Below are 13,530 nucleotides of genomic sequence, written 5' to 3'. Positions count from 1 at the left end.
GTAAGACCCGAAGGTCACCCTGGCAGCTTTGTCGGCGGGGATTTGCGAAAACGATTGAAGAAAAATAGGAACGTCAAGGAGAGTCCGCGGGGCGGACGCGCAGCCGAAGCTGGCTTCGGGGAATTGCACACCTTAAACGAGGTCCGGTAAAAGACCGGCGCGTACTATACCTGAATTCGCCATTTACGGGAGATTTTTTTATTGCAACGCACAAGGCCCAGGCCCCGTCTCGACGGTGCCCGGGGTGATGATGGGGCTGGCGGCTGAATCGATTATCCGCCGCCGGCCCGGCAACCCGGCTCAGGACGCCGGGCGTAGCGCGGCAATCAGCGATTGCAAGGAATAGCCCAGGCGTGGCGCCAGGGCCTCGGCGCGGGCATTGAGGCCCTCCAGGTCGAGGGTCTGGTCGAGGTCGGCCGGCACCATGAGGATCACGTTGCCCTCCTTGACCGGCAACTCCCAGTAGTGACGATGGTAAAGCCCGCGCAGCAGCGCCGCGCCCAGGGGCTTGCCGTCATCTCCGGCCCACTGGTTGATCACCAGCCAGCCACCGGGATTGAGGCGCTTCTGGCAGTTTTCCAGGAAACGCCAGGCCAGGTGAGCGACACCCGGGCCGTGGTCGGTATAAAGGTCGACGAAGATCAGGTCGGCCGGCTCGGCAGTGTCCAGCAGTTCCACCGCATCGCCGATACGGATATACAGGCGCGGGTCGTCGTCCAGGCCCAGGTACTCGATGGCCAGGCGCGGCACATCGGGACGCAGTTCGATGGCTTCGACATCCTCAAGGGGCAGGAACTTCAGGCAGGCCTGGGTCAGGGTGCCGGCGCCAAGACCGAGGAACAGCGCGCTCTCAGGCTCCGGATGGCACAGCGCACCGATCAGCATGGCACGGGTGTAGTCGTACTCCAGCCAGCTCGGGTCGGCGGTAAACACGCAGCTCTGCTCGATGGCCTCGCCGAATTCGAGGAAACGATAGTCCTCGACTTCAAGCACGCTGATGGTGCCGTACTCGTCCCGCACCTGGGCCAGCAGCCGCTCCACCCGTTCCTCTGTCATGCTGTCTCCCGGCACACGCCGCTACCCCAGGCAAAAACCGCCATTGTCCGTCAATGGCGCCAGTGCAACAAGGCGCGCGGCAACTGTTAAGATGGCAGGCAGCCCTTCTACGACAAGACCGAGCCTGTGATGAAGCAACCCTGGAGCCCTGACAGCTGGCGCGCCCTGCCGATCCAGCAGCAACCGACCTACCCCGACGCCGAGCACCTGCTCAAGGTCGAGCAGACCCTGGCCAGCTACCCGCCGCTGGTTTTCGCCGGCGAAGCCCGGGAGTTGCGCCGACAGTTCGCCGAGGTCACCCAGGGCCGGGCGTTCCTCCTGCAAGGGGGCGATTGCGCCGAGAGTTTCGCCGAGTTTTCCGCCGCCAAGATCCGCGACACCTTCAAGGTACTGCTGCAGATGGCGATCGTCATGACCTTCGCCGCCGGCTGCCCGGTGGTCAAGGTCGGACGCATGGCCGGGCAATTTGCCAAGCCACGCTCGGCGGGCGACGAGACCATCGGCGGGATCACCCTGCCGGCTTACCGGGGCGACATCGTCAATGGCATCGGTTTCGACGAAAAGAGCCGGGTGCCGGACCCCGAGCGCCTGCTGCAGGCCTACCACCAGTCCACCGCCAGCCTCAACCTGTTGCGTGCCTTTGCCCAGGGCGGTTTTGCCGACCTGCACCAGGTGCATAAATGGAACCTGGACTTCATCGCCAACTCGGCCCTGGCGGAAAAGTACAGCCAGCTGGCCGACCGCATCGACGAAACCCTGGCGTTCATGCGTGCCTGCGGCATGGACAGCTCGCCGCAACTGCGCGAAACCAGCTTCTTCACCGCCCACGAAGCGTTGCTGCTCAACTATGAAGAAGCCTTCGTTCGCCGTGACAGCCTGACCAATGACTACTACGACTGCTCGGCGCACATGCTGTGGATCGGCGACCGTACCCGCCAGCTCGACGGCGCCCACGTCGAGTTTCTGCGCGGGGTCAACAACCCCATCGGGGTCAAGGTCGGCCCGAGCATGGACACCGACGAGCTGATCCGCCTGATCGACGTGCTCAACCCGGCCAACGACCCGGGCCGCCTCAACCTGATCGTGCGCATGGGCGCCAGCAAGGTCGGCGAGCACCTGCCGCGCCTGATCCAGCGGGTGGAACGCGAAGGCCGCCAGGTGCTGTGGAGTTCCGACCCGATGCACGGCAACACCATCAAGGCCAGCAGCGGCTACAAGACCCGCGACTTCGCGCAGATCCTCAGCGAGGTCAAACAGTTCTTCCAGGTGCACCAGGCCGAAGGCAGTCATGCCGGCGGCATCCACATCGAGATGACCGGACAGAACGTCACCGAATGCATCGGCGGCGCCCGACCGATCACCGAGGACGCCCTGTCGGACCGCTACCACACCCACTGCGACCCGCGCATGAACGCCGATCAGTCGCTGGAGCTGGCCTTCCTGATCGCCGAGACCCTCAAGCAGGTCCGCCGCTGAAGGCACTGCGGGCGAGCGCCACGCGCAAGCGTGCGGCGCTCGCCCGCGGGCAGTTCAGTTGCACCCGGGCCAGGCCCAGCCAGGCGGCCATGCGCTGCAGGCTGTCGGCCAGGGCCTGCATCCCCGCCTCATCCAGCCCCGTCGCTTCTTCATGCACCGCGTGAACCGCCAGCTGCTCCTGGGCGCGTTCGGCGCGCAGGTCGACCCGGGCGGCAATCCGTTCGTTGTGCAGGAAGGGCAACACGTAATAGCCGTACACCCGCTTGTGCGCCGGGGTGTAGATTTCCAGGCGGTAGCGGAAGTCGAACAGGCGCTCGGTGCGGTCGCGCTCCCACACCAGCGAATCGAAGGGTGACAGCAAGGCGCTGCTGGCGACCTTGCGTGGCAGGCGAGCGGACTCCAGACAATACGCCGGTTGCGACCACCCCTGCACCGTGCAGGCCTGCAGCACGCCCTCCTCGACCAGCTCGGCCAGTCGTGCCTGGCTGTCCGCTGGCGCCAGGCGAAAGTAGTCACGCAGGTCCTTCTCGGTCGCCACCCCCAATGCGCCTGCCGCGTGCAACAAAAGCCCGCGTTGCGCCTGGGCCTCGGTCATGGCCGGTTGCTGCAGCAAGGCCTCGGGCAGCACCCGCTCGGGCAAATCGTACAACCGCTCGAACCCCCGACGACCGGCGACACTGACCAGCCCGGCGGCAAACAGCCATTCCAGCGCATGTTTCTCCGCGCTCCAGTCCCACCAGGGGCCGGCGCGTTCCTCTCGGGTCGACAGGCTGCCGGCCCCCAGCGCGCCCTGCTCGGTGACCGCCGCCAGCACCCGGGCGATGGTCGCCTGCTGTTCACGGCCAAAGCGCGCCAGCTGTTGATAGATGCCCTGCCCCTGCCGCGCCCGCTCCATGCGCCAGCGCAGCAAGGGATAGAGTTGCAGCGGCAACAATGAAGCTTCATGCCCCCAGTACTCGAACAGTTTGCGCTGGCGACTGCGTCCCCAGGCGAGCTGGTCCAGCAGTGCCTGTGGATAACTGCCCAGACGGGAAAACAGCGGAAGGTAGTGCGAACGCACCAGGGCGTTGACCGAATCGATCTGCACCGCGCCCAGGCGTTCGATCACCCGGCCCAGTTGCGCTGCGCGAACGCCGGGGCCCGCCTGGCGACTGCCGAAACCCTGGGCGGCCAGGGCCAGGCGACGCGCTTGAAGCAGGGAAAAGGACTGAGTGGTGGGCATGTCCGGCTCCTTGTGAACAGGCCCACCTACAGTAGTCGTGGCCCCTCCCTGGCGCGACTCATTTTTTCAGCGGGTCATCCCAGAATGGGCGTTCCACTTCCTGCCAGACATCGGCACGACTCATGCCGATATCGTGCAGCGCGGCATCGCTCAGGCGCGCCAGTTCCATGCGCTGGGCATGCAGTTGGCGCCAACGCGCCAGTTGCTGGATCGCGTCGTGGATCAGGTGGGAGAAGCCGCCGTGGTGAGGCTGCGGATGGATCAGGACAAAGCCTTTCTGACCTTTCATCGTCTTACCCTCCTTGTTGGGATGACGCCAGTCTCTGCCCGGGACTAAGATCAATCCAACGAATGTTCCTGATGCAACACATCTAGGAGATTGATGCCTTGTCCCAGTACCAGAGTATCGATTCCGAGGTCCTGCGCACCTTCGTGGCCATTGCCGAACATGGCGGCTTCACCCGCGCCGGCGAAGTGGTCAACCGCACGCAGTCAGCGGTGAGCATGCAGATGAAGCGCCTGGAGGAGGACATCATTCAGCGCCAGTTGTTCGAGCGCGATGGCCGCCAGGTGCGCCTGACCGCCGAGGGCCAGGTCTTGCTGGGCTATGCCCGGCGCATCCTGAAACTGCATGGGGAAGTGTTCAACACCCTGCGCATGCCGCACATGGTCGGGATGGTGCGCATCGGCACGCCGGACGACTATGCCATGCGCTTTCTGCCCGGCATCCTTTCCAGCTTCGCCCAGACCTACCCGCTGATCCAGGTCGAGGTCCATTGCGAAAGCTCGCGGCAGTTGATGCAACGCCAGGACCTGGACATGACCATCATCACCTGCGAGCCCGGCCATGAGGTCGGTCAGTTGTTGCGCCGCGAGCGGGCGGTGTGGGTCCAGGCCCAGGGCTTTTGCCCCCATGAGCACAATCCGCTGCCACTGGCGGTGTTCAACACCGATTGTTGTTGCCGCACCTGGGCCTGCAATGCCCTGGATGCGATCGAAAAGGAGTACCGCATCGCCTACACCAGCGCCAGCACCGCCGCGATCATGGCGGTGGTCAGCGCCGGGCTGGCCGTTACGGCGCAGTTGCAGAGCCTGATCACCAGCGAGCTGCGGGTGATCGGCGAGGCTGAAGGCCTGCCCGGCCTGCCCACCGCCAGCATCATGCTGCTGCGCAACAACAGCAGCCAGTCGCCGATGACCGACTGCATGGCCGACTACATTGCCGAAGGCTTCAGATCTTGAAGGCGAGCATCACTGCACAAAGCACGAGGAAGGCGCAAAACAGTGAACGCAGGACTTTTTCCGGCAGGGCGTGAGCCAGTTTCACCCCCCAGCTGATACTCAGCAGGCCACCCACGGCCAGGGGAATGCCCATGCTCCACTGCACATGCTGGTGCAGGCCGTAGGTCAGCAAGGTCACCGCCGTGCTCGGCGCCGCCAGGGCCAGGGACAACCCCTGGGCGACCACCTGGGTAGTGCCGAAAACGCTGGTCAGCACCGGCGTCGCCACCACCGCCCCGCCCACGCCGAACAGGCCGCCCAGCACCCCGGCACCACCGCCGAGCACGCCAAGCCACGGCCAGGGGTGGCGCATCTCGCTGCTCGGCTGCGCCGCCCCCATGAACATCCGGGCCAGGTTCCAGGCCGCCAGCGCCACCAGGAACAGTACAAAGCCGAAGCGCATGGCCTGGGCATCGACACCCACCGCCCAGATCGAACCGAGCCAGGCAAAGACGAAGCCGGCCGCCGCCAGCGGCAACGCATGGCGCAGCTCGATGCGATTACGCTGGTGATAGCGCCACAGCGCCAGCAGCACGTTGGGCACCACCATCACCAGCGCCGTGCCCTGGGCCAGCTGCTGGTCCAGGCCAAACAGCACGCCAAGCGCCGGAATCGCGATCAGCCCGCCGCCGATGCCGAACAATCCGCCCACCGTGCCCAGTGCCGCGCCCAGCATTATGTACATCGCCCACTCGATCATTGCTGCCCCTCAAGAAATCCAGTGCAGCCATGCTACTGATCTGCTGCTAGCGGGGAAACGCACAGCAACGCACAATGGCTATGCCATTTACGCAAAAGCAGATCCGGCAAATGAACCCTGACGCCCTGACCGAACAACTGAGCCTGTTCCTCGATGTGCTGGAAACCGGCAGCTTCTCCGCCACCGCCCGCCGCCACCCGCTGACTCCATCGGCCGTGGCGCGGCGTATCGATGCGCTGGAAAGCGCGGTCGGCAGCCGCCTGTTCATCCGCAGCACCCACGCCGTGCGCCCGACTCCGGCCGGCAATGCCTTCGCCGAACGCGCCCGGCGCATTGTCGACGAGCTGCGCCTGGCGCGTGCCGAGGCCGTGTCGTTGAGCAATGCACCGGAAGGCCTGATCCGCATCGATGCTCCGGCCGCCTTCGGTCGTCGCCACCTGGCACCAGCCATCGCCGACTTCCTGGTGGCCTACCCTGGGCTCGACGTGCAACTGCGCCTGATCGACAGCTTTGTCGACCTGCACGGCTCACACCTGGGCGAAGTGGACCTGGTGCTGCGCGCCGGCCCGCTGGCCGACACCCGCCTGGTGGCCACGCCACTGGCCTATATGGTCCGTGTCGCCTGCGCCAGTCCCGCCTACCTGGCGGCCCGCGGTATTCCCACCACCCCGGCCGAACTGCCAGCACACGACGGGCTGGATTGGGACGGCCTGGCCCCGCCCTTTGCCTGGCGCTTTTCCTGCGACGGCCAGATGCGCCTGTATCGCCCGACCCGCATGCGCATGAGCGCCAACAATGCCGAAACCCTGCTGTTCGGCGCCCTGGCGGGCCTCGGCATCGCCCACCTGCCCACCTGGTTGATCAGCGACTACCTGCTGCGCGGCGAACTGTTGCCGCTGTTCTGCGACAACGGCTTGCCGGCCGCCGAATCCAGCGGCATCTACGCCCTGCGCCTGGAACATGAAACGAACTCGCGCAGCCGCTTGCTGCTCGAATTCCTCAAGAGCCGCTTCAGCCCGGTGCCGCCCTGGGACCTGGCGCTGCAAAGCGGGCTGCGCTGGTAATCAGCGCGCTAATGAACAGCGTGCTAAATTCAAAGGATCAATCGATCAAGGACCTGCATGAACGCCGACACCAAAGCCCCCGCCCCAGGCCACGAACTGCTGCTGGACAACCAGGTGTGCTTCGCCCTGCACTCCACTTCGCTGCTGATGACCAAGGTCTACAAGCCGTTGCTGCAAGCGCTGGGCCTGACTTATCCACAGTACCTGGCGATGCTCGTGCTGTGGGAACAGGACGGTTTGACCGTGGGCGAGATCAGTCAACACCTGCTGACTGACCCGGGCTCGCTCACGCCCCTGCTCAAGCGCCTCGAAGCCGAAGGCCTGCTCAAGCGCACCCGCAGCCGTGAAGACGAACGGGTGGTGCTGGTGCACCTGACCGACCAGGGCCGTGCCCTGCACACCAAGGCCCAGAGCGTTCCGCCCTGCATCCTGGCGGCCAGCGGACAAACCGTGGAACGCCTGCAACAGCTGCAGCGCGACCTGCTGGAACTGCGCACCAACCTGCAAAAAAGCCTCTGAGGTCTATGCTGTGAGTGGCCGTTTGAACCTGTGGCCGAAAATTAGCTTGCGCACTAAATAATTGCGCGCTAAGTTAATCCCATACCCACTCAGCGCTGCGGCGCAATACTCAAGCGAGGCTCACTATGCAAAAGGTCACTCCGCTGTACATTGCCGAAGCCAAATCCACTGGCGGTCGCGACGGCAGCTCGCGCTCCAGCGATGGCAAACTCGAAGTCAAGCTGAGCACCCCCAAGGAACTGGGTGGCGCGGGTGGTGACGGCACCAACCCCGAGCAGATGTTCGCCGCCGGCTATTCGGCCTGCTTCATTGGCGCCCTGAAGTTCGTCGCCGGCCAGGAGAAAAAAGCGCTGCCTGCCGACAGCTCCATCACTGCCAAGGTCGGCATCGGCCAGATCCCCGGCGGCTTTGGCCTCGACATCGACCTGCACATCAACCTGCCGGGCCTGGCCCAGGCCGAGGCGCAAGGCTTGGTCGAAAAAGCCCATCTGGTCTGCCCTTACTCCAACGCGACCCGTGGCAATGTCGATGTACGCTTGCACGTCACTGTCTGACACTAAAACGCAGGCATAAAAAAACCCGGCCAAGGCCGGGTTTTTCATGGGCGCAAGAATTACTTCTTGGAACGGCCCTTGAAGCTGTTGTCGCGGGTGTCGATGTCGATCCACTCGTCGATCTGGATGAAGTCGGCAACCTGGACTTCAGTGCCGTTCTTCAGCTTGGCAGGCTTCATGACCTTGCCCGAGGTGTCGCCGCGAGCAGCGTTCTCGGTGTAGACAACCTGACGGCTGATGGTGGTCGGCAGTTCTACCGATACCAGGCGGCCTTCGAAGAACACGGCTTCGCAGATGTCTTCCATGCCTTCTTCGACGAACGGCAGAACGGCCTCGATGTCTTCGGCGTTCAGCTCGTACATGGTGTAGTCGGTGGTGTCCATGAAGGTGTAGGAGTCACCGCTGATGAACGACAGGGTCGCTTCTTTGCGATCCAGGATCACGTCGTCCAGCTTGTCGTCCGCACCGTAAACGGTTTCGGTCTTGTAGCCGGTCAGCAGGTTCTTCAGCTTGGTCTTCATGATCGCGCTGTTACGGCCCGATTTGGTGAATTCAGCTTTCTGAACCAGCCACGGGTCGTTGTCGATCCGCAGTACGGTACCGGGTTTCAGTTCTTTACCAGTTTTCATTACGTGATATCCGAATTTGGATGGATTTACAAAAATCGAGGCCGCGTATCATAGCCAATTTCGGTAAAACTGTACCAGCGCCGTGGCGAGGTCCGGCTGAGCGGCCTGAACGGCGCTCCAGCGGCGGGCATGCCGGTCGAGCTCGTCCCAGTGCTCAAGCACCTGTTGCCAGGCCTGGCCCATGTCGCGGTCCATGTTCCAGGCGCGCCACAGATCGACGATGGCCGTCTTGGCCGGCTGCGACAGCCCCTCGACGTAGTGATCGAGAAACGCCTCGAGTTTTTCCCAATGGGCGTATTCTTCCTGCACATAGATATGCCAGAGCAGCGGACGCCCCGCCCATTGCGCACGCACGAACGAGTCTTCGCCGCGCACGGCGTTGAAGTGGCAGCACCAGAGTAGCTGATCGTACTCATCCTGGCTGACGAACGGCAGGATCTGCACGGTCAGGGCACCACGGCTGGCCACGCTGCCCACCTGCAAGGCGCCCTCGCCCAACCAGGCCTGCACGTCCCCCAGAATACGCCCCTCGGGCACCAGCAAATGGTTGGCGCGACTGTCGGCCGCCAGGGCATCGAGCCAACTGCCAAGGCCCGGATTCTCGTAGGCGAACAGCGAGATCAGGCGTGCGTCGTCGGCTGCCGTCACGCCCAGGCGCTGGAGAAACGCTTGCTTCGCAGCCGGATCCTGTTCGAACGCTTCGCGCCGCGCCAGCAGGGAAGCCTCGCGCAGCAGGCCGCCGGTCTTCGCGGTAAAGCCGGGAAAGAAAAACACCTTGCGCAAACCATTGGGCTGCGGCGATGGCAAGCCATGGCAGCCTTCGACCCAGTGTTCGGCGCTGAGGTACTCAAGATTCAGCCACAACGGCGCACGCGCGCAGTCGAGCATGGCCTGCACGTACGCGGCCGGCAGTTGACAGGCAAAGGCGCCGATGACTACGTCGGCGACCGGGGTCGGCTGCCAGTCCGCCTGCCAGTGGCAGACTTCGACGCCCTGCTGCCATTGCTGCGCCGCCAGGGGATCGACTTGCGGACAGATGCGGGCAAAGGCGCCGAGGTCATCCACCCACAGGCGCACGGCAACCCCCTGCTCGGCCACCAGTTGCCGGGCCAGGCGCCAGGTCACGCCGATGTCGCCGTAGTTGTCGACGACACAACAGAAGATGTCCCAGTTCGCTTTCATCGCGGGTTCCGTGGAAAAAGCGCCGATTGTCCGGGTAAATCATCGCAGACAAAAGCGTGATACGAAAAAAACCTGCCGCGCCATGCGACAATGAGCTTCCGTCCCGGCCAGGAGGCCATCATGCCCCGCCCTCGCGAACTGAAAATCACCCTCAAGCCTGCGCAGTTGATCCTGTGCGTCGCCCTGGGCCTGTGGCTCGGCGCCGTGGCCATTGCCCTGAGCCTGTGGTTGGCCGGGCGCCTGCTGCCCGAGGCGGTACAACCCCTGGGCCAGGTACTGAGCCCAGCGGCGAGCGCCCCGGCCTATCCAGCGGCGCAATCCGATGAGCAGGGCCAGATGTTCGAGCACTACAAGCAGATCCTGCGCAACCAGGAACTGCAACAAGCCCAGGAGCAAGCCGAAGGCAGCGTGCGCAACCTGTCCAACCCCAAGTGCCAGTTCTGGCTGCAACAGAACCGTACCGCCCCGACTGAAAAAAGCCGTGCCCTCGTCCTGGAATTGTGCAACTGACGCCATGAACAAAGCCGACCTGCTGCAACGCATCATCGATGCCCTGGGCGTCGATCTGGACGTGGTCCAGCGTGCCGCGCAAACCGCCTATGAAGCGGCCACCGCCGAAGAGAACATCGCCGAGAACAAGTACGACACCCTGGGCCTGGAAGCCTCCTACCTGGCAACCGGACAAGCCCGACGCATGGAAGAGATCCGTCAGGCGCGCAAGGCGTTCCAGCACTTGGTGCTGCGCGACTACGACCCGGCCTGCGGCATCCAGGTCAGCAACCTGGTGACCCTGGAGGCCGAGAGTGGCGGTTGCCAGCGGCTGTTTCTCGGGCCGGAAGGCGCGGGGTTGAAGATTGGTGAGGGCGAGCAGCTGGTTACGGTGATTACCCCGCGTTCGCCACTGGGGCAGTGCCTGGTCGGCAAATGCGAGGACGAAGAGGTCAGTCTGGTTCTGGGTGGCGTACCCCAGTGCTTTGTCGTGGTCGCAGTGAAGTGAATCGGCCTGAGGGTCTCTTCGCGGGGCAAGCCCGCTCCTACAGGCATTGCACCCGGTAGGAGCGGGCTTGCCCCGCGATGCGTTCAGCTCCCCAACGCATCGAACCGCCGCGCCAGCCCCTGCACGGCAAACTGCTCGATGATGAAATCGATGAACGCCCGGGTCTTGCCCGGCAACAGCCTGTGCTCGGCGTAATACAGGGAAATGTTGCCATCATCCACATACCAGTCCGGCAACACCCGCACCAGGCTGCCCGCCTGCAGGTAAGGCACGGCAAACGGCATGCTCACCAGGGCCACGCCCAGGCCCTGCTCGGCGACGCCACAGGCGGCCTCCGAATCGCTCATGGTCATGCGTAGGCGCAGGTTCAGCGGGCTTTGCTCCTGCTGGCGACTGGTCAATGGCCAGGAGCGCACCCGCCCGGTCTGGGGTGAGCGGATCAGGATGCCGTCCAGGTCCTTGAGGTCGGCCGGCTGACGAATCGGCGGGTGGCGCTCAAGAAACGCCGGGGAGGCCACCAGGATCCGGTGCGCCGGGGTCAGCTTGCGCGCCACCACCCCTTGGGGCAGGTCGAAGCCACCGCCAATGGCCGCGTCGAAGCCCTGGCCGATCAGGTCGACCTGGCGGTTGTCGAAGTGCCAGTCCGGGCTGATGGCGGGATAGCGCTGCAGGAACTCGGCCAGCAGCGGCACGACATACAGGCGGCCAAACACCGTCCCCATGCTCACCTTCAAGGTGCCGGCCGGCTGCCCTTCGGCGCTGGCGAGATTGGCCACGGCATGCTGGATGGTCTGGAAGCTGCTGGCGACTTCACCGAGAAAGCGCTGGCCGGCCTCGGTCAGGGTCAGCCGACGGGTGCTACGCTGGAACAGCCGCACCCCCAGACGCGCTTCCAGGCGGGCGACGTTCTTGCCTACCGCTGCCGGCGTCAGGCTCAGGCGCCGGGCCGCCTCGGCGAAGCTGCCGACTTCGGCGCTGCGCACGAAGCATTCAATACTGCTGAAGGTTTCCACACCCGCGATTCCATACCTTTGGTTTACACAGACTATAGCGATTACCGGCTACTCAGTAGGTAATACGCCGCCGATACTGAGCACCATCCAAGGCATCCAGCCTTGTTCTTTCGGGAGCATGACATGTCGACTCAAACTCGCCTCACCGGCAAGGTTGCCCTGATCCAGGGCGGATCACGCGGCATCGGCGCCGCCATCGTCAAACGCCTGGCCGCCGAGGGCGCCAGTGTCGCCTTCACCTACGCCAACGCCACGGCGCAGGCCCAGGACCTGCAGCAAAGCATTATCGCCAATGGCGGCAAGGCCCTGGCCATCCAGGCCGACAGCGCCGACGCCCACGCCGTGCAACAGGCCGTGGAGCACACGGTTGCCGCTTTCGGCGGCCTCGACATCCTGGTCAACAACGCCGGTGTGCTGGCGGTGGCGCCACTGCTGGAATTCGACCTGGACGATTTCGACCGCACCCTGGCGGTCAATGTGCGCAGCGTCTTCGTCGCCACCCAGGCCGCGGCCCGGCACATGGGCCAGGGCGGGCGCATCATCAACATCGGCAGCACCAATGCCGAGCGCATGCCGTTCGCCGGCGGCGGCCCGTACGCCATGAGCAAATCGGCACTGGTCGGCCTGACCCGTGGCCTGGCCCGTGACCTCGGCCCGCTGGGCATCACCATCAACAACGTACAGCCCGGCCCGGTGGACACCGACATGAACCCGGCCAAGGGCGAGTTCGCCGAAAGCCTGATGGGTTACATGGCGGTGGGTCGCTACGGTGAAGTCGAGGAAATCGCCGGTTTCGTCGCCTACCTGGCGTCCCCGGAAGCGGCGTACATCACCGGCGCCAGCCTGACCATCGACGGTGGCTTTGCCGCCTGATGCCGTCAGCCGCCATCCCGGGCAGCCAGGCTGTGCTCGATCATGCGCACAAACGCCCTGGCTGCCGGGGTCGGATGCTTCGACCAGATCGCATACAGGTGGCGCCGCGGCGCATCACGCACCACTGCCGTCGCCACTGCCTCGAAGCCGCTGGCAATGCGTGCTGGCACCAGGCCCACGGCCAGGGCGCGCTGGACGAATTTTTCCACCAGGCGAATATTGCTCACTTCGAACTGCACCCGGTGCGGTACACCCGCCGCCGCAAAGGCTTCGTCCGTCTGCCGGCGGGCACCGGTGCCGGCGGGAAAGTCCACCAGCGGCAGGTCGCGCAGATGAGCCAGCGACAAGCCGTCAATAACCGCCAGAGGATGATCAGGCGCGAGCACCGCCACCAGTTCCTCTTCGGCCAGCAAGCGGTACTCCACCCCTTCCGGACGCTCCCCCGACCAGACGCCGATAAAACCCACGTCCAGGCGACGCTCGCGGACATCGGCAATCAACAGCTCGCTCTTGGCCATCAGCCAGCGAATATCCACTTTCGGGTACTGGCGATGAAAGCCGGCCAACAGATCGACCAGATCCAGTTCGGTCAACGAGGAGATTTCGCCGATCGACAACTGCCCACGCACCTCGCCACAGGCGGCCGCCACGTCTTCAGCGATACGCCGGGTGGCCTCCATGGCCGGCCGGGCACTCTGCACGAAGGCTTCTCCGGCCGGCGTCAGGCGCACCCGCCGCGAGCTACGCTCGAACAGGCTGGCGCCCAGGGTCTCCTCCAGCCGGGCGATCTGGTGGCTCAAGGCCGACTGCACCACATGACAGCGCTCGGCGGCGCGAGTGAAGCTGCCGGTTTCGGCTACCGCCAGGGCGTACTCGATCTGCTTGAGGTTCATGGATTGATCTATTTTCGAGATGGATAGAATGAAAACGATACATTGGCGTCATGCTAGCGCATTTCCGATAC

General features: G+C 64.5%; 16 protein-coding genes. 8 read left to right on the top strand and 8 right to left on the bottom strand.

Annotated features, from left to right (window positions below):
- Positions 1 to 300: 300 nt before the first annotated feature.
- Positions 301 to 1,056 (bottom strand): spermidine synthase, encoded by a 756-nt coding sequence (locus M2D63_RS05040; protein ID WP_285861725.1) that lies wholly within the window; start codon positions 1,054 to 1,056, stop codon positions 301 to 303.
- Positions 1,057 to 1,185: 129 nt separating this feature from the next.
- On the opposite strand from M2D63_RS05040, the gene M2D63_RS05035 reads away from it, so the two are divergent.
- Positions 1,186 to 2,532 (top strand): class II 3-deoxy-7-phosphoheptulonate synthase, encoded by a 1,347-nt coding sequence (locus M2D63_RS05035; RefSeq protein WP_285861724.1) that lies wholly within the window; start codon positions 1,186 to 1,188, stop codon positions 2,530 to 2,532.
- On the opposite strand, the gene M2D63_RS05030 is transcribed toward M2D63_RS05035, so the two are convergent.
- Positions 2,513 to 3,754: a winged helix-turn-helix domain-containing protein gene (locus M2D63_RS05030; protein WP_285861723.1), complete on the bottom strand. Its 1,242-nt coding sequence runs from the start codon at positions 3,752 to 3,754 to the stop codon at positions 2,513 to 2,515. The two genes, M2D63_RS05035 and M2D63_RS05030, sit on opposite strands and share 20 nt — an antisense overlap.
- A 58-nt stretch (positions 3,755 to 3,812) precedes the next feature.
- A complete protein-coding gene (locus M2D63_RS05025) occupies positions 3,813 to 4,043 on the bottom strand; it encodes a DUF1127 domain-containing protein (RefSeq protein WP_285861722.1) in 231 nt (76 codons plus the stop codon).
- 98 nt (positions 4,044 to 4,141) lie between these two features.
- Here M2D63_RS05025 and M2D63_RS05020 point away from each other — a divergent pair, with 98 nt between their 5' ends.
- The gene (locus tag M2D63_RS05020) at positions 4,142 to 4,996 is read left to right on the top strand and encodes a LysR family transcriptional regulator (RefSeq protein WP_285861721.1); all 855 of its coding nucleotides are present in this window, start codon (positions 4,142 to 4,144) and stop codon (positions 4,994 to 4,996) included.
- Here the strand turns inward: M2D63_RS05020 and M2D63_RS05015 are convergent.
- Positions 4,986 to 5,735: a sulfite exporter TauE/SafE family protein gene (locus M2D63_RS05015; RefSeq protein ID WP_285861720.1), complete on the bottom strand. Its 750-nt coding sequence runs from the start codon at positions 5,733 to 5,735 to the stop codon at positions 4,986 to 4,988. The genes M2D63_RS05020 and M2D63_RS05015 overlap by 11 nt on opposite strands.
- Positions 5,736 to 5,845: 110 nt before the next feature.
- On the opposite strand from M2D63_RS05015, the gene M2D63_RS05010 reads away from it, so the two are divergent.
- The 3 genes from M2D63_RS05010 (at position 5,846) to M2D63_RS05000 (ending at position 7,872) form a co-directional block, all read left to right on the top strand.
- Positions 5,846 to 6,799, top strand: coding sequence for a LysR family transcriptional regulator (locus tag M2D63_RS05010; RefSeq protein WP_285861719.1), 954 nt, complete (start codon positions 5,846 to 5,848; stop codon positions 6,797 to 6,799).
- Between the two features lie 57 nt (positions 6,800 to 6,856).
- Positions 6,857 to 7,318 (top strand): MarR family winged helix-turn-helix transcriptional regulator, encoded by a 462-nt coding sequence (locus M2D63_RS05005; protein WP_285861718.1) that lies wholly within the window; start codon positions 6,857 to 6,859, stop codon positions 7,316 to 7,318.
- A 125-nt stretch (positions 7,319 to 7,443) separates the two neighbouring features.
- Entirely contained in the window at positions 7,444 to 7,872 is a 429-nt protein-coding gene (locus M2D63_RS05000) for an organic hydroperoxide resistance protein (protein ID WP_285861717.1), read from the top strand.
- Between the two features lie 59 nt (positions 7,873 to 7,931).
- On the opposite strand, the gene efp is transcribed toward M2D63_RS05000, so the two are convergent.
- On the bottom strand, positions 7,932 to 8,501 hold the full coding sequence (gene efp, locus M2D63_RS04995) for an elongation factor P (RefSeq protein ID WP_285861716.1): 570 nt from the start codon (positions 8,499 to 8,501) through the stop codon (positions 7,932 to 7,934).
- Between the two features lie 48 nt (positions 8,502 to 8,549).
- A complete protein-coding gene (gene earP, locus M2D63_RS04990; RefSeq protein ID WP_285861715.1) occupies positions 8,550 to 9,683 on the bottom strand; it encodes an elongation factor P maturation arginine rhamnosyltransferase EarP in 1,134 nt (377 codons plus the stop codon).
- 120 nt (positions 9,684 to 9,803) lie between these two features.
- Between earP and M2D63_RS04985 the strand changes: the two genes are divergently transcribed.
- Positions 9,804 to 10,193 carry a hypothetical protein gene (locus M2D63_RS04985; protein ID WP_285861714.1) on the top strand — a complete coding sequence of 130 codons (390 nt, stop codon included), beginning with the start codon at positions 9,804 to 9,806 and terminating at the stop codon, positions 10,191 to 10,193.
- A 4-nt stretch (positions 10,194 to 10,197) separates the two neighbouring features.
- The gene (locus M2D63_RS04980) at positions 10,198 to 10,680 is read left to right on the top strand and encodes a transcription elongation factor GreAB (RefSeq protein ID WP_285861713.1); all 483 of its coding nucleotides are present in this window, start codon (positions 10,198 to 10,200) and stop codon (positions 10,678 to 10,680) included.
- Between the two features lie 83 nt (positions 10,681 to 10,763).
- Here M2D63_RS04980 and M2D63_RS04975 read toward each other — a convergent pair whose 3' ends face one another.
- The gene (locus M2D63_RS04975; protein WP_285861712.1) at positions 10,764 to 11,693 is read right to left on the bottom strand and encodes a LysR family transcriptional regulator; all 930 of its coding nucleotides are present in this window, start codon (positions 11,691 to 11,693) and stop codon (positions 10,764 to 10,766) included.
- Between the two features lie 123 nt (positions 11,694 to 11,816).
- Between M2D63_RS04975 and M2D63_RS04970 the strand changes: the two genes are divergently transcribed.
- Positions 11,817 to 12,566 (top strand): 3-oxoacyl-ACP reductase family protein, encoded by a 750-nt coding sequence (locus tag M2D63_RS04970; protein WP_285861711.1) that lies wholly within the window; start codon positions 11,817 to 11,819, stop codon positions 12,564 to 12,566.
- 5 nt (positions 12,567 to 12,571) lie between these two features.
- Here M2D63_RS04970 and M2D63_RS04965 read toward each other — a convergent pair whose 3' ends face one another.
- A complete protein-coding gene (locus tag M2D63_RS04965; protein ID WP_285861710.1) occupies positions 12,572 to 13,459 on the bottom strand; it encodes a LysR family transcriptional regulator in 888 nt (295 codons plus the stop codon).
- Between the last annotated feature and the right edge of the window lie 71 nt (positions 13,460 to 13,530).

Source organism: Pseudomonas sp. BJa5, assembly GCF_030272875.2.
Lineage (GTDB): Bacteria > Pseudomonadota > Gammaproteobacteria > Pseudomonadales > Pseudomonadaceae > Aquipseudomonas.
This window is presented reverse-complemented; position numbering and strand designations above follow the sequence as displayed.